The organism is Fodinibius sp. GM108 (assembly GCF_058386985.1).
The window spans coordinates 92,255-117,595 of sequence record NZ_JBYEIR010000001.1 but is presented as its reverse complement, the minus strand read 5'-3'; the positions used below and the strand labels follow the sequence as shown (position 1 = coordinate 117,595).

The window sequence follows — 25,341 nt, the reverse complement described above, 5'->3', positions numbered from 1 at the left end:
ATGGCAGACAACGCTACTTCTGGTCCGCTTTTGGTTATTGGTGAACTCAATATGGATCTAATCCTGAACGGTGTCGAATCTTTCCCCGAACTGGAAAAAGAAAAGCTGGCCGATGACTTTACTTTCACACTGGGAAGCTCTTCAGCTATTTTTGCTGCCAATATTGCACGACTTGGCACTCCAACCATCTTCTGCGGCATGATTGGTCGAGACAACTTTGGCGACACGGTGCTGCAACTGTTGCGCGATTTCAAGGTGGATACATCATTCATTGCTATCTCAGACCAATACAAAACAGGACTTACAGTCATCATTAGCCAGCAAAATGGGCGGGCGATGGTTACTTATCCCGGTGCAATGAAAAGATTTGGATTACCCGATATTCCCGATCAGGCTTTTAACAAAGCCCATCACCTGCATATATCTTCCATTTTCATGCAGCCGGAAATCAAAAAGAATCTGCCCCAAATTGTTAAAAAGGCAAAGAAAAACGGAATGAGCGTTTCTCTGGATACGCAATGGGATCCCGATGAACAATGGGATCTGAATATTAAAAAACTAGTGTCGGAACTGGACTTCTTCCTCCCCAATGAGGATGAATTCTTAGCTATTACTCAAAGTGAAAATCTTGAAGAAGGGATAAGCAAGTTGCAACCTCATCTGGCTGAGGCAGCCGTAATTGTTAAGCAGGGTAAAGAAGGGGCAACCTATTTCACCAAAGATCATACCCAGCATATATCCGGATATATAAATGATAAACCGGTAGATGCAATAGGAGCGGGAGACAGTTTTAATGCAGGACTCATCCACAGATTTCTTAAAGGCGATAGTATAGAACGGTGTATTCGCTTTGGAAATATTACCGGAGCAGTTTCTACTACCAGATCTGGTGGTACGGCCGCTATTCGAAATCTAAAAACCGTGAAAAAAACTGCACGTGACGAACTTTCAATAAATGATATCAATGACTTTACAGAATAAATTTTCCGAACTGCAGCAAAAAAATAAGGCTCTGTTAGCCATCAATTTTTACAACTTTGAAACTCTGTCAGCCACGCTCAAAGCTGCAGCTGCACAGAATACGCCGGTCATTTTACAATCTACCAGGCGGACTTTAGAGTATTTGGGACTTGAAGTAACAAGCAAGCTTGCAAGGGCGGCTATCCGTCAATACGACGTAGAAGCCTGGCTGCATCTGGACCACGCCCAAGACCTTAACCTTATACAGCGCGCTCTTGATGCCGGCTATGACTCTGTAATGATTGACGCAAGCGAAGAACCTATTGATGTAAATATTGAGAAGAGCCAAAAAGTGGTAAAAATGGCCGAGCCCTATGGAGCCAATGTGGAAGCTGAGTTAGGCTATATTGCCAAACTTGGTCAATCTAAAGAAGACGTTTCTTTTACCCAGCCCGATGAGGCCCAGTCTTTTGTAGATGCAACTGGCGTTAATGCTTTGGCTGTGGCTATCGGTTCGGCACATGGCTTTTATGATAAAGAACCAGAACTCGATATTGATCTCCTCAGAAAAATTCATGAAGCTACTCCGGCAGCACTAGTGCTCCATGGCGGATCAGGCATCCCGGATACACAAATACAGGCAGCCATTCAAAACGGTATTCGAAAAATTAACCTGGCTACTGAAGTTAAAAATGGTTTTATGAATACACTTAGAAAAGAGTTGCCAAAATCTGATGAAATCGATCTCAGAAAAGTTTTCCCAACGGCTATTGCACATGTTCAGGAACTATTGGAAGCTAAAATGATGATGATCAATAAGGGATAAGTAATGGAAGCTATTGAGTCTTTACCTAAAATTGATGCTCATATTCATTACAATGCCGACCGCTCTAATCTGCTGGAAATAGCACGGCAATTCAACTTTGAGCTGTTAACTATCAATACAGAGGTGCCGGATTTCCCCCCTATCGAAACCCAGCGACAGTTGGCTTTAATCCATAATGCCAAATCCGACGTGGATATCCATCATGCTACTACTTTTTCTTCAGAGAATATTTTTTCGGATGGATGGACTGAATCAACAATCTCGAAAATCGAACGAGACATAGAAGCTGGTGCTGTCGGCGTGAAGTTCTGGAAGAATATCGGCATGTCTGTACGTCGCGCCGATGGCTCATTTTTAATGCCCGATGCTCCTGAGCTTCAACCTGTTTTTGACTATCTCGAAAAGCAGCAAATTACGGTTCTCGGTCACCAGGGCGAACCCAAAAACTGCTGGCTGCCAATCGAAAAAATGACGGTCAAAAGTGATCGGGATTACTTTTCCGAACATCCTGAATATCACATGTACAAACAAGAAGAATACCCCAAATATTGGGAGCATATCGAAGCCCGGGATGCCATTCTCGACCGGTATCCAAAGTTGCGTTTTATTGGATTACACCTTGCCAGTCTTGAATGGAGTTTAGATGAAATTGCCACACGATTAGAACGCTACCCGAATTTAGCCGTTGATCTGGCCGAACGTATTAACCATCTATACTATCATGCAGCGCAAGACCGCGAAAAAGTCATCGACTTTTTCAATGCCTACCAGGATCGCATCATTTACGGCACCGATATAATTAATGCTCCCGACCAATCCCCAGAAACAATAAACGAAGAGCTCAACCGCCGCTGGACGGAACACTGGCAATTTCTGGCTACGGATAACTTCATAGATACAAATCAAATCATGGAAAAATTCAGAGGCCTGAATTTATCCGAAGCTGTGCTGGAGAAAGTTTATCGAGAGAATGCTAAGAACTGGTATGAAATCTAATCCTCCGATTATCCCTTTGCATGTTACTTTCTACTGTTGACTGGCTGATCATAGCAGCTTATTTGGTGTTTTCACTTGTTATAGGCGTATGGGTAGCCAAACAAGCCGGAAAAAATTCGACAGAATTTTTTGCAGCCGGTAAAAATATGCCTTGGTGGTTGCTGGGTATATCAATGGTGGCAACCACTTTTTCGACCGACACTCCAAACCTGGTAGCTGATATTGTACGAACCCAGGGTGTAGCCGGTAATTGGGCATGGTGGGCCTTTCTTTTGACAGGCATGCTTACGGTGTTTGTCTACGCGCAATTGTGGAAGCGGTCCGGAGTACTTACGGATGTCGAATTTTACGAACTCCGGTATAGCGGAAAATCTGCTGCTTTTCTTCGAGGATTCCGAGCAATTTATCTGGGATTTATTTTCAACATTATTGTAATGGCAACGGTGTCTTTGGCGGCAATCAAATTGGGTACCGTTTTAATGGGATTAACGCCCTTACAGACTATTCTGATAGCCGGTACAGTAACGGTGATTTATAGCTCACTTGGCGGATTAAAAGGGATTCTTATCACTGATTTCTTCCAATTTTTCTTGTCGCTTCTGGGTGGAATTGCCGCAGCTTATTATGCCCTTCAGCACCCCGATGTTGGAGGACTTCAAGGATTGATAGAACATTCAGAAGTCGCTTCCAAGCTAAATATTTTTCCAAATTTCAATAACACATCAGAAATGATAGGACTCCTTATTGTGCCGCTGGCAGTGCAATGGTGGAGTGTATATTATCCCGGTTCGGAACCCGGCGGAGGAGGATATATAGCCCAACGAATGTTTGCAGCTAAAAATGAAAATCATTCTGTAGGCGCTGTATTCTTTTTCAATGCAGCTCATTTTGCAGTTCGTCCCTGGCCCTGGATTATCGTAGGACTCGCTTCACTAATTGTATTTCCTGACATTGCATCCATGAAAGAAGCTTTTCCCGCAGGGGCTGACGTGGCTGCCCATGATATGGGGTACCCGGCTATGCTGACATTTCTGCCCACAGGACTAATTGGTCTGGTACTTGCTTCATTAATAGCCGCTTACATGTCAACAATTTCCACCCATTTAAACTGGGGATCATCGTATTTAATCAATGATTTTTATAAACGGTTTTGGCGTCCGGATGCATCAGAAAAAGAATTGGTTTTAGCGGGGCGTATTTCAACGGTATTGCTGATGATTTTTTCCGGCGCTTTGGCACTGGTGATGAGATCTGCTCTCGATAATTTTCAAATTTTGCTCCAAATCGGGGCAGGGACCGGGCTCATTTTTATCCTGCGCTGGTTTTGGTGGCGCATAAATGCTGCCAGCGAAATTGCGGCAATGATTATCTCTTTTTTAGTAGCCATCTATTTTCAGTTTTTCCATCACCTTACGCCTCTCCCTGATTTTACCAGCTGGCAAGAACTCATTACCGGAGTAGTGATCACCACAGCCGGGTGGTATATCACTATGAAACTTACAAGGCCGACCAGCATGGATAAAATGGTTAGTTTTATAAAACTGGTAAGACCCGGAGGACCCGGTTGGAAAAAAATCAGAAAAAAAGCTGTAGAAAAAGGATATGATTTAGATAAAGAAACAGATGGATGGGTTGTTCCCCAAGGGATCCTATGCATGGTACTTGGGACGATAGCAGTATATGGTGCATTGCTATCTACGGGATATTGGATTTACAGCAATGTTATGCCTGCCAGTATATTAACACTGGTCACCGTACTTGCCAGTTATTTCCTGTACTTCGCATGGCAAAAATTACTTAGCATGCGCTCCTGATGTTCCTTACACCTTGATCACCGAAATGTCTCTCTTCTTAAATCGCTCTTCATAATCAGAAGAAATTTCTGTATCAGTAATAATGGTATCGATCGGTGTTAAATCACAGATAAAAGAAAAGCTGTGCCGCCCAAATTTAGACGAGTCAGTAACGGCAATCACTCTGTTGGATCGCTCAACCATAAGTCGATTAAGCTGTGCTTCCATCGGATTCGAGGTAGTAAGTCCATGATCAAAATCCATCCCGTCCACTCCCAGAAAAAGAGTATCAAAAAAGTAGTTTTTCATCGTCCGCTCCGCTTCGGGACCTACCAGAGAGTATGATTTATCCCTTAGTACCCCTCCTGTGAGCATAACCTGTAATCCCGATACTCCGGCCAGCTCCAATCCAATGTTAATAGCATTTGTCATGACGGTTAAATTCGTCTTGTTCTTCAACCGCAATGCAATCTCTCGTGTTGTAGAGCCGGAATCCAGAATTATTGACTCCCCGTCATTAATGAGACTAACTGCATGCTCCCCAATTCGCTTCTTTTCCTCTACATGAATTTTCTTCTTCTCTTCAATTGAAGGATCGTTATATACGTTATTCCTAAGTAATGCCCCTCCATAAGTTCTGTCTATTAATCCCTTTTCTTCAAAAAAATCGAGATCATTTCGAATTGTTACAGTTGATACATCAAACTCCTCACTTAATTCATCTACCCTAACAGAACCCTCATTTTGGATCTTTTGAATTATTTTATCTCTTCTGTCAACTGTTGATTTCATATTCTTTCTATTCAGTTATTTCTCCTTAGCAGTAAAGATAAAATAAATTTCATTTCCTTTGGAACTGCAAGAAAAATTAACAATCCAGTAAATAGCTACAGATGAGGCTTCAATTTTTGGAGTATGGATCTATCTACTTACCAGAAGGTTTTGCAAAATCTTGTGTCATCCTGTCTGCTGGATCAGGTCTGCTGCAAAGCTACCGAGATCAAATATATCAAAAGTTATCGCCACCGCTTTCTTCATTATACTAATTTGCCTAAAGAATATTTTCCGAAATATTATCCGCATAAGTACGGCTGACTTTGAGCTCGGTGTCATCTGTCAACGTTGCCATAAAACCCCCGTATCCATCGGGTTTCAGATCCTTCAGAGATGAAATAGCAATAGCATGCGAACGGTGCACGCGTATAAAATTATCCGGATTCAGCCGCTCCATCAGTTTTCCGATTCCGACACCGCACAAAATCTTTTTATCTGCATAGTGGATCCGCGAATAGTCCCCCTCAGCTTCGATCCATAGAATATCTTCTACGGCGACGGGGATGATCCGACCACGACTTCGAACAAATAGCTGCTTTGGATACTCCTCATCTCTCTTAACCTGTTGCAACAGCGCACGAATTCGCTCTTGCTGGTTCACGTCACCAGCGATTTCTCTTACACGCTCCAGAGCTTCCATGAACCGTTCCCTGGTATAAGGCTTGAGCAGATAATCAACCGCATTGATATCAAATGCACGAATAGCGTACTTGTCATAAGCCGTGGAAAAAATGATATGGGGCAACTCATCAAGCTGATCAATCAACTCAAAGCCCGACATTTGCGGCATCTGGATATCCAGAAATACCAAATCGACCTGGTTTTTCTTCAGGTATTCCAACGCTTTTTGTGGATTTCCGAATGACCCTGCTATTTCTACCCAATCGACTGCTTCAAGATATTCCGACACCACCTGGCGTGCCGGGGGTTCGTCATCTACAATAATCGCCCGAAATTGCTTCATTGGCTATCACCTCCCAGAGGAATGCGAAACCATACTTTGGTGCCATGCGGATCTATCGATTCAAACTGCAATTTCGAATCCTCGCCATATCTCTTTACAAGGTGCTCATCAGTATTACGAATACCAATACCATTCGAAGATTTGGCCTCTTCAGGATCAGCCAAACCACGTCCGGTATCTGTAACCACAACCTTCATGTAATCACTGTTATGGGTAAGGCATATTTTTATTGTGCCTCCTTTATCAGTGGGAGCAATGCCATGCTTAACCGCATTTTCGACAATTGGCTGAACGATCATCGGAGGAATCTCTACATTCCGCAACTCCTCATCCATATCAATTTTGTATTGCAGCCGATCACCAAAGCGGTGTTTTTCAAGATCCAGATACCGCTTTACTAACTCTATCTCTTCGGATAGGGCCACCCATTCTTTTTCAAAACTACCAATAGAATAACGCAGCATATCCGAGAGACCGGCAATCATTTTGCGCGTTTGATCAACATCTTTCGAAACCATGGCATTAATACTATTAAGCGTATTAAACAGGAAATGAGGATTCAATTGCGCTTTTAAATTGGCAATCTGCTGCCGGTTCGAAAGCTCACGAAGCTCTGCGGCCTGTTGCTCTCGTGCTTTGAGTTTTTGAAGGGAAACAATTACATGGACGATTGAGAATACAATTACATATTCAAAAAAAGAAGAAAGTATAATCCAAAGACGATCTTCTATAAAACCACCGCCCTTTAAAAATTCGAGTCCAAAAAACAGATCAAACAAAAAGAGATATCCATAGTACCAGATCACCGAATAGACAACCGCCACCAAAAGATGAAGACCTAACTTTATCCAGCCGTTTATATCATGTAATTCCCGGACCACCAAATACCAGCTGCCAAAAAGCAGAATCAGCTTGATAAAAGTACTCAGGGTGGTTCCCAGTAAAGCTGCCAGGAAAGGTATATTTTCTGCATTTGAAAGCAGGGCGGTATAAGACAATGTATAAAGAAGGGCTATAAGCAGCGACAGTGCCATGCCCCACCAAGTTACTTGTGGCTTTTCCAATTCAAGATCTGAAGTGTTCAATTTATTTCTCATAATACATCAACTAGAAAATACTACCGGCAGTATCATCGTAATGCCATGCACAAGGGCGGGAGCCAGAAACGAGCCTCCTTGTTCACGAATCACGCCAAACGCCAATCCTGCAATAAAGGTCCAGAATCCCCACGACCATTCCATTGGGTTTTCACCCGGACTAATGACATGGATAAGTCCGAACAGTGCCGACGTGATTATTAGTCCCCATCCGAATCGGAAATTCAATAATTCCAATCGTTTTTCAAAAGCCATGTTTAACCGAGGCTGCATATATCCGCGGAAGAAAAACTCTTCCATAAAACCAACAAACACAAGGGCAATAATAATATTAGAGACTAAAGAATTCAGCGGATATAAAAGGGCAACAGACAACAATCCGCAGATAAAAATCCAGCCGGCAATACGTGCATCACTACCTGAAAATCCACGTTCTTTAATTGTGGATTTATCTTTAAACAGCCAAAGTAAACCTGCAATTGCCACCAAATAGAAGGCAGCAATAATGACAGCTCCTCCCCAATCCGTAAATCCGAGATCGAACATTTCGGCAATTGGGAAAGCAAAGGTGGCGGGGAACATCACTGCCAATGCTTTTATACCCAACCATAACGACTTTTTGATTGTTGAGCTTTTAAAAATAATAGAACTGGCCGGCCCCGCTTTTCCATGCACATAAGCTAACAATACCGTTGGGAGCGCCATGTAAATCATAGCACTTAGTATTGCTCTGCTCATAAATTCTCGCTGCCACTCTTTGAATCCGGGTATCAGCTCATTAATCCACATAAGCCCAATGATACTGGCGTATGCCAATACAACTTCACTTATGGCAAGCAACTTATTTTGATACTTGGTGCTAATTTCTTTCGATTTGGTGGAGGGGTGAATATTATCCATAACGCGCTTACCGTTTTTGATTAAATAATGATCGCTTAACCTGAAATACTCTTTATTTTTGTACCTGGTATTTCGAGCGGAATCCACCGGCTGGCGGAGGAAGTCGAGAAATCTCCTTTCTCGGATAGAGGATTTCTCCGCTCAGAGCCCCGAAAGCTTTCGGGGCCGCTTTCCAGTCGAAATGACAATATTTTTTAATCTGATTTTTCCGCTAGTTCAGGTAAAAGAAGATTCTTTACCCAGGGATAGCCGGGTTTGACTTCCAACGCCTGCTGATAAGCCGCTTTGGCTTGCTCATACTCTCCAGCCTCATTATAGGCTTGTCCCAGCCAGGCATACACTTCGGCATCACCCCAGCGCGGAGCGTAGGTATTGGGCGGCTGCCAGCTTTCAAACAACTCTATTGAACGCTCAAAACCTTTGATCGCCCCTTCGACACTTCCACCGAACATGGAGGGTTTAAAAAGTGTACCAATTGCATCAAGCAATACCACACGGGGATTATCGGGGGCCAGTTCTTTGGCTTTACTCATTGCATTGTCGGATTTGGGACCGTATTTCATCCCCGAAAAGATGCCGGTGGCTTTCATTCCGTAACAACTTCCCAGCATTGCATGGGCTTCGGCAAAATCAGGATCCAGCTCTACCGCTTTTTCAAACATTGTCACAGCTTCATCCTGATATTTCTCCTGTTGATCTTCGCCGATATTCGGAAATGAACTCTGCAATCGATAGTTGGTATATCCGCGGTAGTAGTACGCATATTTTTGTACCTGGAGATTTTCATTTTCGGCCAGTAAATCTAATTGTGCATTTAGTTCAATAAGTTTTTCAGGCTCGAGCGAATCTACCGCTGTCTCAATCGTCTGACGAATATCAACAAATTGGTCGGCTTGCGCCAACATCGAATATGGAATGAGCAACAGACATAAGCATTGGATAAAACGTGTTAGATACTTCATAGATTTATCAATTTAGAGTTCAACATTAACTGTAGCACCGGCATATACAAACCGGCTGTAATTGCTGTATATAGGTGTACGCTCGGAATAATCATTGTTGTAGGTATAATCCATTACATTATCGCGGTCAAACAAATTGGACACAGATGCATAAAAAATGACGGACCAATTTTCGGCAGGAACCCAATAATAGCTGAGATTTAAATCCACACGCTGAAAATTCGGAAGACGTTGGGAATGCACCTTCCCTTCGATAGGAATAAAGTACTTCTCTGATGTAGGTTCAGCACCGATAATAGGGGTAAACGGACGTCCGGTGGAATAGCGATATGTTATACCGCCGGAAAGCATGCCTACTATTGTCGCCTTGGCCACTACATTTAAATTGTGGGTAATATCAAAAGCCGAAGGAGCATAGTTATGATTTATACCGTCAGCTGTTTGGCGTGGCTGCAAGCGTTTGGATCGCAAAAAGCTGTATGAAATCCATCCATTAAAGGGCGTGCGCAGATAGTCGGAATATTTGAAAAAGAGATCCGTCCCGTATGCTTCTCCATAACCGGCGTTACTGAAATTCTGCTGCTCATCCTCAATGATCAGATCGTCATATGATTTATAATATCCTTCAGTGCGTATGTGAAAAAGGTTTTTCTTGAATTCGTAAGCTGCGATATAGTGCCATGACTGTTGTGCTTTTAAATCTCCATTACCGGTTGCCGAATTATATTGAAATGGGTCTGCATATTGATGATAGCGCCCGGTTGCCAATCGGATACTGCTGTGTCCAGTCGGCTGATATTGCAGTGAAATTCTGGGATCGACCGTCCAGTCACTGGATCTATTTTCGTAATCGGAACGCACACCCAGTCTAAGCTGTAACCGGGATAATAACTGATATTCGGTTTCAATGTACCCTCCCAATCTTTGTGTGGATTTCTCTTCGTTGATAAACCGGAAATCGGCGGATGGATCAAGGAGATCCTGATCACCGGGTACCTGGCCAGAAAAATGATCGCCTACATGCACCCACTCCACCCCTCCATACCACGTAACGTTTTCCCATCCGGTAAACTCGATATCGGTACGCCATTTATAAGTACGGTCTTCTTCGTTCAGATCAAGTCCGCCTAATTGTTTGTTATTTTTGTAGCGATTCATGGAAAAGCTTGTCTTGAGAAACCAATCACTCCACAACTGCTTCCACTGCAAATTATGAAGGCGATTTTGTTCGTCACCGCGGTAGGTTCCTTCAAAAGAAGGCTGGGGCACACGAACTCCCAACCGGCTGGTATTCATGTAGTTAAATAATTTAATAGTTGTCCCTTTATATGGCTTGGCAATCATACTTAGATTCCCATCTCCACCCATCGGAGCCTGCTGAAACTCATCCGCCAAACCATTGACATCAAACATAAAGCGGGTTAAGCTGCGATTCCCTGAAAAACGAACGCCCAGCTTATCCGACAAAAGTGGTACCGCACCACCCGCTGACAATGCCGCCATACCAATATTCGCATCGAGTTGTGTGCCATCCGGCATACCTTTCGATTCCATTGCCAACACTGCTGACATCGCATTGCCGTATTTTGCACAAAATCCACCCGTAGAAAAACTGGTGCCCGAAACCAGGAAAGGTGGAATTGTACCGAATGCACCTCCCGTGGGGCTTTCATATTTATAGGGATGCACAACTGATGCCTGATCGAGGATGAAGGATACCTCACTTACATCACCTCCTCTGACAAAAAGGCCCGATCCTTCATCAACATTTGAAACCCCGGGAAATGTCTGAAGAGAACGAAAAATATCTGCCGCTGCACCGGGTGTCGTCACCACTTCCGTAGGCGATAGTGTGACGCCCTTAGTATCTCCCGTCGTAAATGCACCGGCAGTAACGGTAGCTTCATCAAGTGATGTACTTTGCCGTTTTAACTGAAAATTGAGCTTCACCACTTCTCCGGCAGATAATGTTACCTCTTCTTCAACAGGAGCATATCCAACCATCGAAACGATGATTGTTATCACCTCCGAAGCCGAAACTTCGAATCGAAACTGACCATTGTCGTCGGTTGCATCTCCAATGGTTGTCCCTTTAACCATCATATGAGCCAAGTAAAGCGGCTCACCTTCTTCGTCCAACACTTGACCCTCAACAATTGCCTTTGTGTCGCTGCCTTGCCCTTGTACTGGACAGACAATCGCTGTGAGGCACAGGCAAAAAATCAAGCAGGAAACTGCTCCTTTGCTAAATAGGTGAACACACTTCATCAGACACTGCTTTTGCTTCGAACTTTAATGCTACTCCGAAGGTAACATGCAGCGTCTTACTTCAACCACTTTTATCGACAAGCCGCAGAATTAATCGATAACTCGCAGTGGGAGTAGTCAATCCCAACTGTTAAAACAAAGGGTGGAAACATCAGGATTAGCTACTTAGTAATCTTTTAGGATTGAAATTACAAAGCCGGATAAATAAAAAATTCAGTAATATCTGTCATGCTTCATTACCAAAATTACCATACAACTCCAGCTTTCTATCTAGGAGGATAAGCTACCTATAGATTTCTTGGATCCTGCTTGTTCCAGATCATTATTCGTATCCTCTTCGCTGGATGATTGATAAATTTGATATCCACACTTTTCCATTAGTGAATTTATTGATCTTACGACAGCCCCATTATCATAGTACCATTCATGGTAATCGGCTCTGTCTAAATCGTATTTATCAATTTTAACATGATTACCAGGTTTTTCACACATGAATTCGAGCACCCACCGGTCATTAATAAGATCGGTACTTAACCTATTGATCTCTTTGCCCATCAAATGATTTGTTGTTGTTGTAAGCAGGTCAACACCGGTAGCATATTTTATTAATCTCCAAAGATGGCAGCCATCAAGTCGGGGAGCGGTCTCAATAAGTTTCGGTTTATTTCCTTCCAGTTTGATTTGTGAATACAGAGGACCATTTTCAATCCCGATCTCCTCAACTACATCCGTAATTAACTGGAAAATACGGCTTTCGCTTTCCGGATTAGTAAATTGAGAAGGAACCCGGTGTTTATGAATGATTCCTGTTGGGTATTGAGGCCAAACGATACGATCACTAATCATATTGAAACGAATCTCCCCGTCTAGCAGATATGTATTAACTGAAACTTCGGGTCCTTCTATATATCGCTCGGCTATAACCTTACCTTCTCTTGAAAACTTTACAGAGGAACAAAATTTTTGCTCTAACTCCTCCTTATTCCGAACCAGAAAAACTCCACGCTGGCCCTGATTATCAATGGGTTTAATAATACAGGGGAAGTAAAAGTCATCTATATCTGCAGGAGCAGATAACACCTTGTATTCTATGTTACCTTCGATACGTTTAAGTTTCTTTCGTAACAGACTTTTCTTATGGCAGCTCTTTGCCACATCGGCACTTATAAAAGTGGGAAGTCCCATTTTCTGACTTACCCAAGCCGATGTAATCATCCCCAAGTCGGAACCTATAGAATAAACCAGAGAAATATCATGTTTTCGTGCATAGTCTAAAACAGCCCTCTTATTCTTAATATCTATAACTGCAAAATGGTCGGTGTATTTTTTTCCCTTTCCCTCTGCCTTATAACTTAACCCATGTACGGTATGGTTTTGTGCTAAAAGCTTCAGCATATCAACTTGTACCCCACCAGTACCTAAAATCAATACATTCATATGTTAATCTCTCTCTTTTTTATACTTATTAGACAATTATTATTACTTATTGAACAGTTATTTTTTGTCTCATTCTGTTAAACAGATAGCTTATTCCTTCACTTGAAATTCTTTCTCTTAATCTAACAGCTCGCTCATAGTAAGGGAACAACTTATACAGGCCGGTAATAGCATAAAATCGGGATGACAGCGGAAGCGAAAAATTTTGCTGCTCAGCAAATGAAATTATTTCATTTGTAAGCGGCTTGTTCTCCTTAAGTATAGTAGCAATAAATCTATTACGATGAGACCTATATAACTCAAGATCAAACATCCGATCATATCTATCCAGTTGACCTGCAATTTCAAGTCTTAACAATGTTCTCATACACTTCCAGCAAGTAGAGCAGTTTATCGCATCAACTTTCTCTGCTTCTTTGGCTTTAACACATATATCCAGCAGGTCCCAGGAATCTTCGATTTCTGCAACTTTCAATGTTTTTTCGACGCGGGTATATTCACTACCCGACGATATCACATCCAATGACTTTGTTGAAAACAACGGCAACAAAAAAGGCTCGCACTGTGGCAATTCTCCTTCCGTAGTTCCAGTAGCACTAAAATCATATGTAGAGGCATAATAATATCGACCAATTCCTTTTTTCAGCAGGTGAGCAACAGAAACATTTCTTGGGGTATGCGTATCTACAAATTTGTATTCCAAATCAACATAAAAACTATCCAGGTTTGAATTGACAGCCAGTATGGGTAGTCCGATTCTCTCTGCCAAGGATTTAACCCGGGAAAAACGTTTATTGAATAAAGATTCTCCTCCCGCTCCATGAGAGCCTACATTATTGAAAAGCAAATGAGTTAGTTGAAAACCATCGGGTAGATCATCAGAATAATAGTGATCAGCCAGTACACAAAAAGAATCTATACCACCGGAAAATCCGGTTGCCACCCCCTGTGATTGCTCATTGGTATTCGATAGTTTCCGGGGATTTATCTGAATCTTGTGCAGTCCCGGAAAAACGGATTGTATTACAACCTGGATACGCCTTTTCAAATGATAATAAAGCTCCTCTGAAACGGCCGCTTCAATCTCAATATCCTCACCATGGGCCATTGCGGGAAAGAGCAGAGCCACAAGAGCAACGTCAGCCGAATCCGAAACCATTTCTCCATATTTTTTATCAACACTGTACCATAAATTCCTTTCTCCTGATGATCTTGTCACATTTACTTGATAAAGAACCTTTTCTCTCCTTTGAGCAATGGATGGCTTGCCTATTTTCATATATTACTTTCGGCCTCTCTCTTATTAATAAATTCAACTTCTTAAAAGATAAACTGGCTGTGCTATTGGGTCTTCTGCATGTAATTTAAATTCAAAAATTGAGCCAAGTTACCGACCTGCTATCAAAATATCATAACGAACTTTTACCCCTAATTCGGACTTCCGAATTGGGTTAGGCATTGGGCAAATAGGTACATAATCTAGTACGGGGTGAGTAAAAATTACTCTTTTTTTAAGTGTGATTATTAAGTTTCCCAACCTTTTCCAACAACGAACAAGTGACTAGCACCGTCAGTTAGGAGATCTTCTAATTAGCTAACTGACACCTTCATTTTTGTGGATAATAACTACACATAATCCATTCAAAAAACCTTCATCAATCTCTCCCATATCGAAACAATATAGTATCCCCTAAGGTTACAAATAAAAACTAAACCAAGAGTTAAAGAGAGGGAATATTATGAAAGCTTTATGCTGGTTCGGACAAGATGATCTTCGAGTCGAAGAGGTACCCGACCCCAAAATTTTTAATCCGCGCGATGCCATCGTCAAAGTAACTTCAACGGCTATATGCGGATCCGATCTGCACCTGTTCAATGGATTAATGCCCACCATGGAAGAAGGTGACATACTCGGACACGAATTTATGGGTGAAGTAATGGAAGTGGGCGACGGCGTAGACAACCTGGAGGTGGGAGATCGGGTCGTTGTGCCGTTCACGATCTCGTGCGGAAGCTGCTTCTTCTGTGAGAAAGGACTTTATTCGCTTTGCGACAACTCAAATCCCAACGCTGATAAAGCACGCACGGCAATGGGACATTCACCGGCCGGACTATTCGGTTACTCCCATATGATGGGTGGATACTCTGGTGGACAGGCCGAATTCGTGCGTGTACCCTTTGCTGATGTGGGACCCATCAAAGTTCCCGATCATGTAACCGATGAGCAGGTTCTTTTCCTGTCGGATATTTTCCCCACTGGCTATATGGCCGCAGAACAGGCCGAAATTGAGGATGGTGATACGGTAGCTGTCTGGGGATGCGGGCCTGTAGGTCAATTTGCCATTAAAAGCGCATGGATGTTTGGTGCCGAACGGGTAATTGCCATCGATCGAATTCCGGAACGCTTGAAAATGGCGGAAGAAAAAGGAAATGCTGAAACGATCAATTTTATGGAAAAGGATGTTTATGAAAAATTAATAGAAATGACCAACGGGCGCGGTCCTGATCGTTGTATCGATGCCGTTGGTACCGAGGCACACCACCGTGGAAGTTTCGACGCGCTCATGGATCGGGCCAAGCAAGCTCTCTATCTCGGCACTGACCGTCCGCATGTGCTTCGGGAGGCGATCATGTGCTGCCGAAAAGGAGGCACAATTTCGGTACCTGGTGTGTATCTCGGATTCCTTGATAAGATCCCATTTGGTGCCTTCATGAATAAGAGCCTGTCCATGAATACCGGACAAACCCATGTGCACCGCTATCTGGAACCACTGCTTAAAAAAATTGTAGAGGAAGAGATCGATCCCTCGTTTGTCATATCACACACTATGAGTCTCGAAGAAGCACCGGAGGCATATGAGATGTTTCGTGATAAAGAAGACAACTGCACCAAGGTAGTATTAAAACCTTGACTGTCTTTCAGGTATCCATTCCCAGCCGATGGCTGGACTTGCCATCTGCTGGGTAAAAGCAGCAGTAGATTCTTCAGTTCTGGATTTCATATCCTGTAGATGAATCATCAGGCTAAGAAGAAAAACCGAAAGCTCACTTGAAGTGAGCTTCCCAAAAAAATATTCTTAGCCCACGGATTCATCCGTGGGTAATAATTCAATAACTATTTCTTCTTTATCCCGATCTTGAAATGCTATACCAAAGGCAGATAAATCCATCGTTATGAGGAGGCTCTACCTCCGAACATCAGCGGAGTCTGATAGCCGCTTTCGCGTATCACTAGCCAAAGCAACAATTTGTGAGCTAATTTGCGAATCCTTTGCCATGACAGATCTCTCCGCTCCCTTCGGTCGGTCGAGATGACGTCGAGGTTTTTTACCTCATGCCAAAGGCTTTGTACTCAGCCGATAGCTGGACTTCCATCTGCTGGGTAAAAAAGCAGCAGTAGATTCTTCAGCTCTGAATTTCATATCCTGAAGATGAATCATCAGGCTAAGAAGAAAAACCGAAAGCTCACTTGAAGTGAACTTCCCAAAAAAAATATTCTTAGCCCACGGATTCATCCGTGGGTAATAACCCGTAATTTGCCCTGAATTTGCTGCTTAAAACTCTTTCAGAAGCAGCAGTGCAATTACTTTGTTCATCAGAAATGTTTAGCTTATACCGCTTATTATGAACAATTAAAGAATAATTATGGAGTTAATACCCGAATGGGCACCGAATTTCCACCCGATGGTGGTGCATTTCCCTCTCGCTCTCTTATCAATCGCCTTACTATTTGACCTGGTGACATTCTTTCTGCCGGAAAGAGCAAAAAGATGGGGGCGTTCCACCACGCTTTCGCTTTACGTAGTGGGAACTTTATCTGCCATTGGTGTGTATTTTACCGGGCAGGCTGCGGCCGACAGCGTGTTCATGCCTGCCGAGGCTCAGTCGGTGCTCAACTCTCATGCGGATTGGGCTCTGCTGACCGTCTGGTTCTATTGTATTTATACCATCTTAAGATTATTGGCGGCATGGTTATTAAGTGGCACCCATCGCACCAAAGTGCATGTTGTATTTTTTATTCTCTCGATGGTGGGCGTGTTTATGCTGTATGAGACTGGCGGTTATGGCGCCCAAATGGTCTTTCAGCACGGAGTAGGAGTCCAGGCTTTGGAGGAGGCAGAAGAAGAGCAGATAGCTTCGGATACCGAAGAAGAATTGGCAACTGCTTTTAACCTACAGCAAAATGGCGATTGGACTTGGAATATTGACGAGGGTGCCCTGCAGACATTACAGGAAAATTTTCGATTTTTGGAGGGAGATATTAACGGTATAGAATCTGTAGCAGCAGAAAATGGATCTTTCATCCTTCAGTTTTCATCAAAAGATCTCAATCAATTTATAGTTAGCGAAGAGACATACCAGAACGTGCAGGTTGACTATTATCTTGATCTGTCAGAGTTCGAAGGCACGCTTACGCTGGTTAACCATCTGCAGGACACCAATAACTACGATTACGTTTCCATTACCAGCACCGGAACTGTAGAGCAGGGACGTGTTTCAGATGGTGAAATTGAGGTATTTGAGACGGGCAGTACCAATGTGTCCGATCCTATTTTCGTTCGCACGGTGGCTAATGGTACGCACTTCCGTGGATATGTTGACAAGGAGATGATTGTCCACGGACACGGGGATGCTCCGGAGGTCGGCTCCGTAGGCTTAAAACTGGATGGCAGCGGTACCTTGCTGCTGGAGAGAATAGAATTGACTCAGCTGGATGGAGAATAGTACATCAATTCTATATGGTTGCTATCATAGCTTTTACGAGTTAACAGCTACTTTAAATAGGGTTTTAATGAGCTCACTATTACCAATCTGTGACAAATCATTAACAGCTAACTTTGTCAGCCTTAATAATTTCTGCAGGCTTCTGCGCAATCACGACAAGCTTCAGCACATTCTTTGCAATGATTGTGATCGTGATTTTCACATTCTTCTGCACAGGCGTCACAAATATCTGCACACAGATCAACAGCGGATGGTGCATAACTTGAATCTCTGGCTATATATGTGATTGCCAGCCCGCAAATGTCGGCACAGTCTCTGTCCAGGCGAATGCAATCTTCCAATTTGGAGGGGATTTATGGAGTTAATAAAACATCCTTCCCGAGTCATTGGCCAAATAAGGGAATATTTTTTGCTAAACTGCAGATTCTCTGCTGTAGGATACTCCGGGAACAGTATTTGTCATCAAAGCAGCTCCAATTTCCAGTAGACCTACAATCAAGTGAGGATAAACCACCACATCAGCGAAACCGAACAGCCATGGAGATACAGCCAGGAAGAAACCGGCGATACCATCCAGCCATAAATGAGTGGACATAGATATGGTTGGCACCATTCCCATCTCATACCTTGTAATTATACTATACAAGATAACTCCAACTCCTAATATAATCGGGATCCACATTGCGGCTCCACCATTAGCAAAATTAAAAACCCATGGTGAAATAATTAGTAATATACCTATAACGTAGTCTAAAATTCCGTGCGTTCTCGTTGATATAAATCTCATAGCTATTTTATTCTTTAAACTCTCTCGCTTTTTAGAATTATATACGTACCTATACTAAAAGTTCCCAATATCGGCAATAAACAGGTACTAAAATGCACTGGGCAAAACCAACCACGCCCGAGAAGTAAGTATTGAACGCAGAGCAGAGAAGTGTCGATTTCGAAGTATTATATTTTTTCAACATTCAATTTCGATATTCTGCAACATACTACCTGCTAATCTTGCTACTATTCTAAGTAAGAGCGTTTACCCTGCAATGAGTCTCTTCTCACAATTATTACAGATATTAAATACCACAAAAACGTACAACAGAATTTCCTCAAGCTTATCATACATAATTCTATTTACTCGCTCATCTGCGTTACTGATATTGATTTGCGAACAAAACTATAAGCAAAATTAATAGACTAGAGATGGCTAATTTCAGAGACTTGGACGACCTGTTTGAGCACCAGATTAATCATCTTTATGATGCTGAAACACAACTCATAAATGCACTACCCGACCTGGAAGGATTCGCTTCTGACCGGGAGCTCATGAGTGTTTTTTCAGAGCATTTAAAAGAAACCGAAAATCAAAAACAGCGCCTCGAAGAAATTGCTGACTCGCTTGATATTGAACTAAACGCCGAAAGATCCGAAGCAATCTACGGTCTCATGGATGAAATCAGAACACTTTTCAGCGACTACGCCGATGCCGATGTCAACGACGCTGGCCTAATTACCTATGCTCAGCGTATCGAACATTACGAAATTGCAGCATACGGAACACTCGTGGATTTTGCGAAAACACTGGATCACGGAGAGATTTCCAACACGTTCCGGAATTCACGCGATGAGGAAAAACAAGCCGATAAAAGGTTGAATGAAATCGCTGGCAAAATTAATAATCAGGCCAGAGGATAGACACAAAGTCTTAAATCATGAAATTTTCACCGATTTATTCAGTAGTTGCTTAGCCTCTTTTCCGATATTCCGGGCATGCTCATGTTTCTCATTCATGGCAGAATAGAGTCCCAGATCAAGAAGATGATAAACTCTGAACAGGCGGAGTAACTCTTCATCGGGCTTTTTCCCATATCCTTTTACCATTAACCGGCCAAAACTATCCAGGCAATTACCTTTTAAATTGCCCCCCGCAAAGAGCGGGTGATGCAGGGTAATAGCCCTGGCAAGATCGAGCTCCCAGCGGCCGCCGGCGGCTTCTTCCAAATCCAACAGACCCATACAGTTCACACGCTCACCGTTATAGGCACAAAGCACATTCCCGATATGAAAATCATTGTGAACTAACGTGGCCTCTTGCTTCTTCTCCTGCACACTTGCTGCCAAATCCATCAGCTCATAAACCACCGGCAAAATATCAGGCCATTTTGCACCCATCGTCGGCTCGAGTCGCTCACATAAATCGCTGAACACATAATCCGCGGCAGAACTGTACGATTCTTCGCTGTTCAGGGCCCCATAACCAGATACATTGATGCTGTGCATCTTTTTGAGTAGTCCTCCGAGACCAACCGCAACATTCTTTTTCTGGGATCGGGAAAGCTCGGGCCACAAATCCTTGAGAGTGGGAGCAGACAGATACCAATAGGCCAATGTTGGCATCTCAGTTATTTCGTTCGGAATAGCTATGTGTTGAGGTGCTAATATATCAGTATGCTTCCGTAACAACTTTGAAGCCCACCGTGCACTGCGGAAACGCGGAGCCGCCCAGTCGTACTGTGACTGTTTCACAATCATGCTGCGGCCGCTGTCAAACTCAATACGCACGAGCTTATTGCTGTAACCCGAAAGTGTACTGACATTGGTTAAATCCGCATTAGCCTTTGATTTCAAAAATTGAAGAACCTCCCGAGAAAGATGATCATGGAAATGATTTATACTTTCTGGTGAACTTTGATCTGTATATGCCGATGCTGCAGAGTTGCTATTCTCAGCCATGAGTGTATTTTGTATTTAAAATCGAATTATTCCCAGACGCCTTCTCGGCCGCAATCCCACGAACTTCTAGGACCTCTAAGTGATTATAAAGATTGGACTTATCTGGTCGAAATATATAAAAAATATTAGCGTAGAAAAGTTTCGATCTGGAAATCCTTTATTCTAATAATAGCACGCGGATGACACAGCTTGTGTTGTTGACCGCTGGTAATTTTACTATCGAAAACACAGATAAATACTATGATTGGCATCTCGACTTCGGGAGAGATCTTTATTTTTGAATACAGACAAAATTTTTATGTCGGCCTCTAAAGATAGACGATTCCTGAATTCGAATGGTGAAAAAACGAAGTACAAAGACTTAACTACATTAAAACTTCGCGGGGCTGGCGCTCACGCTTTTCGAGAGTAAAAGCCAAATTCCTATAATTCTCCCCTTCACAAAGGGGAGATGTTAAGAGGGGTTTCAGATGTTTAAATCCCTGAATTCGGCAATGTAAAAGTCCCCTCCTGGGAGGGGTGCTCTCGACAGCTGTCGGGAGCGGGTGGGTTCGGAACAGGCTATTCAGATTTGGATAAGCAGCGGAATTATTCTATACCACTCATCCGCACTACTGTAGACTCACAATTCTGAAGCCGCAAAGTTAAACCAGCGAAGTTGGCAACCAAAGTCTATCCGGGGTTCCGCACACATTCGTTTTACTAAGGTACACTCCACAACTTTATACCAGACTCTACAAAACCTTCTGCTGAAGCGACGGTAATTTCTTCTCGGTTTCTTTTAAAGGATACCCGATCCGCTTCAACAAATCTTCCGTCACCGAGGTCATTTGTGTAATTATCTCCTGGGGCATATTGTCAAACCACTTATAATGACGAGCTTTTCTCACGTGCTGCGGACTTTCCTCGCGCAGCTGCTCAGAACTTACATTATAAGCAATCTGCTTGCGCTGATCTTCAGAAAAAGAAAGACCGAGATAATCCAGGAGAACAGCAAGCTCTTCATCAAAACACTGCTGCAATCGCTCATAAAACAGGATCAGAATATCATGGCGCGACGCTTGCCGCAGGTATTCCTCAACATGACCTTTCCAATTACGCGCAATCGTTTCGGCTTCTGCCTCAAGGTACTGCGAGGGCGATTCGTGCCAGGTGGGATAGTGCTTTTGCATATAAGACGTGAATGCAAAATCAGCTTTGGACAGAGCTACATCACGAGGATCACGTATAATGTACACAATGTTGTCGAGCATCGGGAAAACCTGCTCGCTGGTAGCACAGTAGTTGGAATGCGACCAGAGATGGGTATTACTGTTGATATATCCTTCCAGATCCTCAATCCGCTTTCGAAAAATTGAGCTTATCCGGAAAAAACACCCCTTGTATAGAATATCGATCATATTGATATCCACCTGCTCGGGATAACTCAGCTCCCATTCTTTTGCTATTGGATAAATCGGATGCTGCTGTATAAAATTCTTCTGCTTGATTCCCGCTATATCCAGCGACTCCTGGATGATTTTATACAGCCAATAGTTACCGCTTTTAGGATATCCTATTTGCAGAATTTTCATAACTGAACGTCTTTATCGCAGTAAATGCAAATTCAATAACCAGAAATTTTGTAAAACCGAAGGTGTCATCCTGTCCCGAAAACTTTCGGGACAGCATGACATAGATAGTTTTGCAATCCCCCTGACAAAAATAAATGACCGGATAATTCACTGAATCTTCTTTTGATAACTATCCTGCCAGTCTCGACCGATGGCAGAGAGATACTCTGATTCATTCCAGGTACTGCTTACTCCGGGATTGTCGTGGTCTGGTTTACAAAGAAAAATCTCCCTCTCCGGTCGGTCGGTAATTTGAAATCCGCATGATCGCAACATCCCTTCGATACAACTGCGGTTGGCGATCCACCAGTTGGTGGGATCTCGGTTAAACTGCTTTTCTATAAATGCCATTTTAGGCCAGTCAGGATCAACCATCTGTTTGCGTTCATCCATCGTATAATCGTCGCTCGGCTCAAAATCCTCTCCATCGGGCATCGTCAGCGTCTGAAAGACCAGCATCTCCCGCGTTTTTCTACTGATGATATCCAATGCCAGCAGCGGGTAGCGCAGGTGATAAAAAACACCCATAAACCAAATGATATCATATCGCTCATCTTCACGAGCCAAATCATATACCTGCTGCTGTTTCAGGTTGATTTGGTCTTCGAGTCCAAACCGGCTGAATACCCAGTCAGCCTGATTTAGGTAATTGGTGTCAAAATCGATAGCGGTAACCTCTGCACCGCGGCGGGCCAGTTCCAGCGAATAAAATCCGGCGTTACATCCGACATCAAGCGCCGTCTTTCCGGAAAGATCCTCAGGAATATATTCCTTTATCTTTTCCCATTTAAAGGCTGGGAAATCCCCCAAAAAATGATCGGGCGCGGTTTGATGGCCCCCGGGCAGATGAATATTGTGAAACCACGGCCCCAGTTCTTCTATCTTTTTCTTTGTGTCGGAGTTATCAGTCATGAGATTAACTATTGGTGCGATGTAAAATCCACTGGAATGTTCCTTGTTGTCAAGGGATATTTTTACATTTAACCCATCCCTGTCCCCTTTCCGAAAGCTTTCGGGACAGCGTGACACATTAGTCGTGTTTCTTCTTATACATTCATCTTTTCAAACTCATGCACATATTCGATCAGCTGCTGCGCCCGGGCACGTGACGTGTGATTATCCAGCACTTTCTGTCGGGCGCGCCGGCTCACCAAGGCTTTCTCTTCTTCCGAAAAGTTGAGATATCGCTGGACATCATGTGTGGAATCAGCAATCAGTATCTCTTTGCCGGGCACAAAAAACTGTTTCAGTCCCTTCCAGTAATCCGAAATAATAGGCGTACCACAAGCCGCCGCTTCAAACAATCGTACGCTCGGACTATACCCCGCATCGACCATAGCGGCACGCGTAACATTCAGCGTAAAATCCTGTTGATTATAAAACGCCCGGTGATTTTTCGGTGGCAGGTGTTCAATTCGCTCCACATTCGGAGGCCAGTTTATATCAGAGGGATACTGCGGCCCTGCTACCACAAATGAATCTTTTGGCTGATGTTCAGCAGTATTCAGCAACAGGGAGTCCAGCATCGGCTGACGATCGGCGCTGTATGTCCCCAGATAACCCAACTGCCACTTGGCCAGCTCTTCCTGGGGATAATACAGATCCGTATCGACCGAGCAGTAGAGAGGCCGGGCTCGCTGCGCACCATATTTCTCTTCCAGTCGATCCAGTACACTGCCTCCGCTAAACGAAAGGTACAGATCGTATTGCGGAATCAGATCCGGTGTAATGTATTCATAATCATGCTTCTCTAGCTTGGAGATCGTTACCGGCGTATCGATATCATAAAAAGCTGTGATGCCAGCAGCCTGATTTAGCGCCCAATGGCCAATCTCCACTCCCTCTTTGAGATACGATCCCACAATCATCAAATCTGCCCGGCGCACCGGACCTACAAAATGACGTTTCAGTGTCTCCAAATCCCTATAAAAACATAGTTCGCAGTAGGGTGAGGAGTCCAAATCGCGGTTTGAGGAGTACCATTCTACATCCCGCTCCAGAAATGTCACCTTGTGTCCTTCTTCGCAAAGCCCTTTGACGAGACTGCGGTAGGTAGTCGCGTGACCATTGCCCCATGAAGAGCTCAGCGACAGTCCTGCTATGACAATGTTTAGTGAATCTGCGTTCATACTGTTGCTGATTTTTGAGTTGGAAATGATTCTTCAAATGCCCGAACCGCTTTTTGTGCTCTATGCTTGTAAGTATGCTCGGAACAAACCCTTCGCAGCGCAGCCTGACCTATTGCCTGCGCTTTTTCGGATGTTAACTGCTTAACAAGCCCAGCAACATCCCGACCATTTTTTGCCACCAGCACTTCTTCTCCCGGCTCAAGAAACAGTTCAAGTCCCTCCCAATCGTCCGTAATCAGACAGGCGCCCGCACCGGCTGCTTCAAAAACGCGCGTTGCCGGAGAAAAGCCGTTCTCGGCCATACTTTGTCGATTGATGTTAAGCACAGCGGTGGGGGATACATTAAAAGCATTATGATCTTTGGTGTATACATGCCCCACATGCTCTATATTTTCCGGCATCTCTTTGGTATCCCAGCCGCTGCCGCCGATAATGAATTTTTTATCAGGCAAAGTTTCAGCTACCGAAAAGAAAAACTCATCCATCCGCTCTTCGCGATCGGGAAGTCGATTGCCCAAAAATGCCAGATCACATTGATATTTCTCCTGACTATCAGTGGGATAATGCGTATCGGTATCCAGCGCATTGTAAACTGGGATACATTTTCGTGCTCCCAAAGATTCATAAGCCTCAACCACCGGCGGACCTCCGCCGTATGTAAGCACCATATCATACTCAGGAATTAGTTTTCGCAGTGAGTTATCCGGATCTCCTTTCATGCTGGCCAGCGTTGCCGGGGCATCGACATCCCAAAAGATAACCTGCTGGCCGGGCTGTCGGTTATTCAGCACCTCCTTTTCCAGGAATTCATCAAAAACACCCACGCCGCTGGCTTTCACTACAATATCATAGTCACGGCTCTGCACCAGCGCCCGCTTTACATCTTCTTTGTTAGGCTGATAGACCGTAACTCCGGCCCAGCGCGGATCGGGCAGGTCGCGATGCTCCTGCCGTTCAAAAGCATCCGGCTCAAAAAACATCGTATAATGGCCCAGTTCGTGTAGTGCTTTAATAATCCCGCGATAGTAGGTTGCTGCCCCGTTCCAGTAGGCCGAGACCAGGCTGGAACCGAAAAAGGCGATCTTGTATTGTTCTGTTTGCATAATA

General features: G+C 43.6%; 22 protein-coding genes. 7 read left to right on the top strand and 15 right to left on the bottom strand.

The annotated features are described in order from the left end of the window. From ACT3ID_RS00570 to ACT3ID_RS00555, 4 genes are read left to right on the top strand one after another with little or no spacing between them, the layout of a single operon-like run. Positions 1 to 981, top strand: coding sequence for a carbohydrate kinase family protein (locus ACT3ID_RS00570; RefSeq protein WP_491540031.1), 981 nt, complete (start codon positions 1 to 3; stop codon positions 979 to 981). After that, entirely contained in the window at positions 965 to 1,786 is an 822-nt protein-coding gene (locus ACT3ID_RS00565; RefSeq protein WP_491540030.1) for a class II fructose-bisphosphate aldolase, read from the top strand. Before ACT3ID_RS00570 ends, ACT3ID_RS00565 begins: the two co-directional genes overlap by 17 nt. Before the next feature lie 3 nt (positions 1,787 to 1,789). After that, positions 1,790 to 2,782, top strand: coding sequence for an amidohydrolase family protein (locus ACT3ID_RS00560; RefSeq protein WP_491540029.1), 993 nt, complete (start codon positions 1,790 to 1,792; stop codon positions 2,780 to 2,782). 20 nt (positions 2,783 to 2,802) lie between these two features. Next, positions 2,803 to 4,596, top strand: a complete 1,794-nt coding sequence (locus tag ACT3ID_RS00555; protein WP_491540028.1) for a sodium:solute symporter family protein — start codon at positions 2,803 to 2,805, stop codon at positions 4,594 to 4,596. Positions 4,597 to 4,602: 6 nt separating this feature from the next. On the opposite strand, the gene agaR is transcribed toward ACT3ID_RS00555, so the two are convergent. The 8 genes from agaR to ACT3ID_RS00515 all read right to left on the bottom strand — a co-directional run bounded on the left by agaR (position 4,603) and on the right by ACT3ID_RS00515 (position 14,316). Next, positions 4,603 to 5,367, bottom strand: a complete 765-nt coding sequence (agaR, locus tag ACT3ID_RS00550; RefSeq protein ID WP_491540027.1) for a transcriptional repressor AgaR — start codon at positions 5,365 to 5,367, stop codon at positions 4,603 to 4,605. 259 nt (positions 5,368 to 5,626) lie between these two features. Then, positions 5,627 to 6,373, bottom strand: coding sequence for a LytR/AlgR family response regulator transcription factor (locus tag ACT3ID_RS00545; RefSeq protein ID WP_491540026.1), 747 nt, complete (start codon positions 6,371 to 6,373; stop codon positions 5,627 to 5,629). Next, the gene (locus ACT3ID_RS00540) at positions 6,370 to 7,470 is read right to left on the bottom strand and encodes a sensor histidine kinase (protein WP_491540025.1); all 1,101 of its coding nucleotides are present in this window, start codon (positions 7,468 to 7,470) and stop codon (positions 6,370 to 6,372) included. The genes ACT3ID_RS00545 and ACT3ID_RS00540 overlap by 4 nt, the downstream gene beginning before the upstream one ends. Before the next feature lie 6 nt (positions 7,471 to 7,476). After that, on the bottom strand, positions 7,477 to 8,370 hold the full coding sequence (locus ACT3ID_RS00535; RefSeq protein ID WP_491540024.1) for a CPBP family glutamic-type intramembrane protease: 894 nt from the start codon (positions 8,368 to 8,370) through the stop codon (positions 7,477 to 7,479). Between the two features lie 194 nt (positions 8,371 to 8,564). Then, the gene (locus ACT3ID_RS00530; RefSeq protein ID WP_491540023.1) at positions 8,565 to 9,332 is read right to left on the bottom strand and encodes a tetratricopeptide repeat protein; all 768 of its coding nucleotides are present in this window, start codon (positions 9,330 to 9,332) and stop codon (positions 8,565 to 8,567) included. 12 nt (positions 9,333 to 9,344) lie between these two features. Continuing rightward, positions 9,345 to 11,600, bottom strand: a complete 2,256-nt coding sequence (locus ACT3ID_RS00525) for a TonB-dependent receptor (RefSeq protein WP_491540022.1) — start codon at positions 11,598 to 11,600, stop codon at positions 9,345 to 9,347. 270 nt (positions 11,601 to 11,870) lie between these two features. Further along, complete coding sequence (locus ACT3ID_RS00520; RefSeq protein WP_491540021.1) at positions 11,871 to 13,037, bottom strand: ATP-grasp domain-containing protein; 1,167 nt, start codon at positions 13,035 to 13,037, stop codon at positions 11,871 to 11,873. Between the two features lie 46 nt (positions 13,038 to 13,083). Then, positions 13,084 to 14,316: a hypothetical protein gene (locus ACT3ID_RS00515; RefSeq protein ID WP_491540020.1), complete on the bottom strand. Its 1,233-nt coding sequence runs from the start codon at positions 14,314 to 14,316 to the stop codon at positions 13,084 to 13,086. 460 nt (positions 14,317 to 14,776) lie between these two features. Between ACT3ID_RS00515 and ACT3ID_RS00510 the strand changes: the two genes are divergently transcribed. Further along, positions 14,777 to 15,949: a zinc-dependent alcohol dehydrogenase gene (locus tag ACT3ID_RS00510; protein ID WP_491540019.1), complete on the top strand. Its 1,173-nt coding sequence runs from the start codon at positions 14,777 to 14,779 to the stop codon at positions 15,947 to 15,949. Positions 15,950 to 16,682: 733 nt separating this feature from the next. Next, on the top strand, positions 16,683 to 17,762 hold the full coding sequence (locus ACT3ID_RS00505; RefSeq protein ID WP_491540018.1) for a DUF2231 domain-containing protein: 1,080 nt from the start codon (positions 16,683 to 16,685) through the stop codon (positions 17,760 to 17,762). A gap of 122 nt (positions 17,763 to 17,884) precedes the next feature. On the opposite strand, the gene ACT3ID_RS00500 is transcribed toward ACT3ID_RS00505, so the two are convergent. Then, the gene (locus ACT3ID_RS00500; RefSeq protein WP_491540017.1) at positions 17,885 to 18,103 is read right to left on the bottom strand and encodes a four-helix bundle copper-binding protein; all 219 of its coding nucleotides are present in this window, start codon (positions 18,101 to 18,103) and stop codon (positions 17,885 to 17,887) included. Positions 18,104 to 18,174: 71 nt separating this feature from the next. Further along, positions 18,175 to 18,549: an SPW repeat domain-containing protein gene (locus ACT3ID_RS00495; RefSeq protein WP_491540016.1), complete on the bottom strand. Its 375-nt coding sequence runs from the start codon at positions 18,547 to 18,549 to the stop codon at positions 18,175 to 18,177. Positions 18,550 to 18,962: 413 nt separating this feature from the next. Here ACT3ID_RS00495 and ACT3ID_RS00490 point away from each other — a divergent pair, with 413 nt between their 5' ends. Then, on the top strand, positions 18,963 to 19,454 hold the full coding sequence (locus ACT3ID_RS00490; RefSeq protein WP_491540015.1) for a YciE/YciF ferroxidase family protein: 492 nt from the start codon (positions 18,963 to 18,965) through the stop codon (positions 19,452 to 19,454). Positions 19,455 to 19,469: 15 nt separating this feature from the next. Here ACT3ID_RS00490 and ACT3ID_RS00485 read toward each other — a convergent pair whose 3' ends face one another. From ACT3ID_RS00485 to ACT3ID_RS00465, 5 genes are all read right to left on the bottom strand, one after another. Beyond that, on the bottom strand, positions 19,470 to 20,492 hold the full coding sequence (locus ACT3ID_RS00485) for a phosphotransferase (RefSeq protein WP_491540014.1): 1,023 nt from the start codon (positions 20,490 to 20,492) through the stop codon (positions 19,470 to 19,472). Positions 20,493 to 21,226: 734 nt separating this feature from the next. Then, on the bottom strand, positions 21,227 to 22,066 hold the full coding sequence (locus tag ACT3ID_RS00480) for a sulfotransferase domain-containing protein (RefSeq protein ID WP_491540013.1): 840 nt from the start codon (positions 22,064 to 22,066) through the stop codon (positions 21,227 to 21,229). Between the two features lie 147 nt (positions 22,067 to 22,213). After that, positions 22,214 to 23,017, bottom strand: a complete 804-nt coding sequence (locus ACT3ID_RS00475; RefSeq protein WP_491540012.1) for a TIGR04290 family methyltransferase — start codon at positions 23,015 to 23,017, stop codon at positions 22,214 to 22,216. 134 nt (positions 23,018 to 23,151) lie between these two features. Next, positions 23,152 to 24,234: a CgeB family protein gene (locus tag ACT3ID_RS00470; protein ID WP_491540011.1), complete on the bottom strand. Its 1,083-nt coding sequence runs from the start codon at positions 24,232 to 24,234 to the stop codon at positions 23,152 to 23,154. Beyond that, positions 24,231 to 25,337 carry a CgeB family protein gene (locus tag ACT3ID_RS00465; RefSeq protein ID WP_491540010.1) on the bottom strand — a complete coding sequence of 369 codons (1,107 nt, stop codon included), beginning with the start codon at positions 25,335 to 25,337 and terminating at the stop codon, positions 24,231 to 24,233. The genes ACT3ID_RS00470 and ACT3ID_RS00465 overlap by 4 nt, the downstream gene beginning before the upstream one ends. Positions 25,338 to 25,341 lie beyond the last annotated feature (4 nt).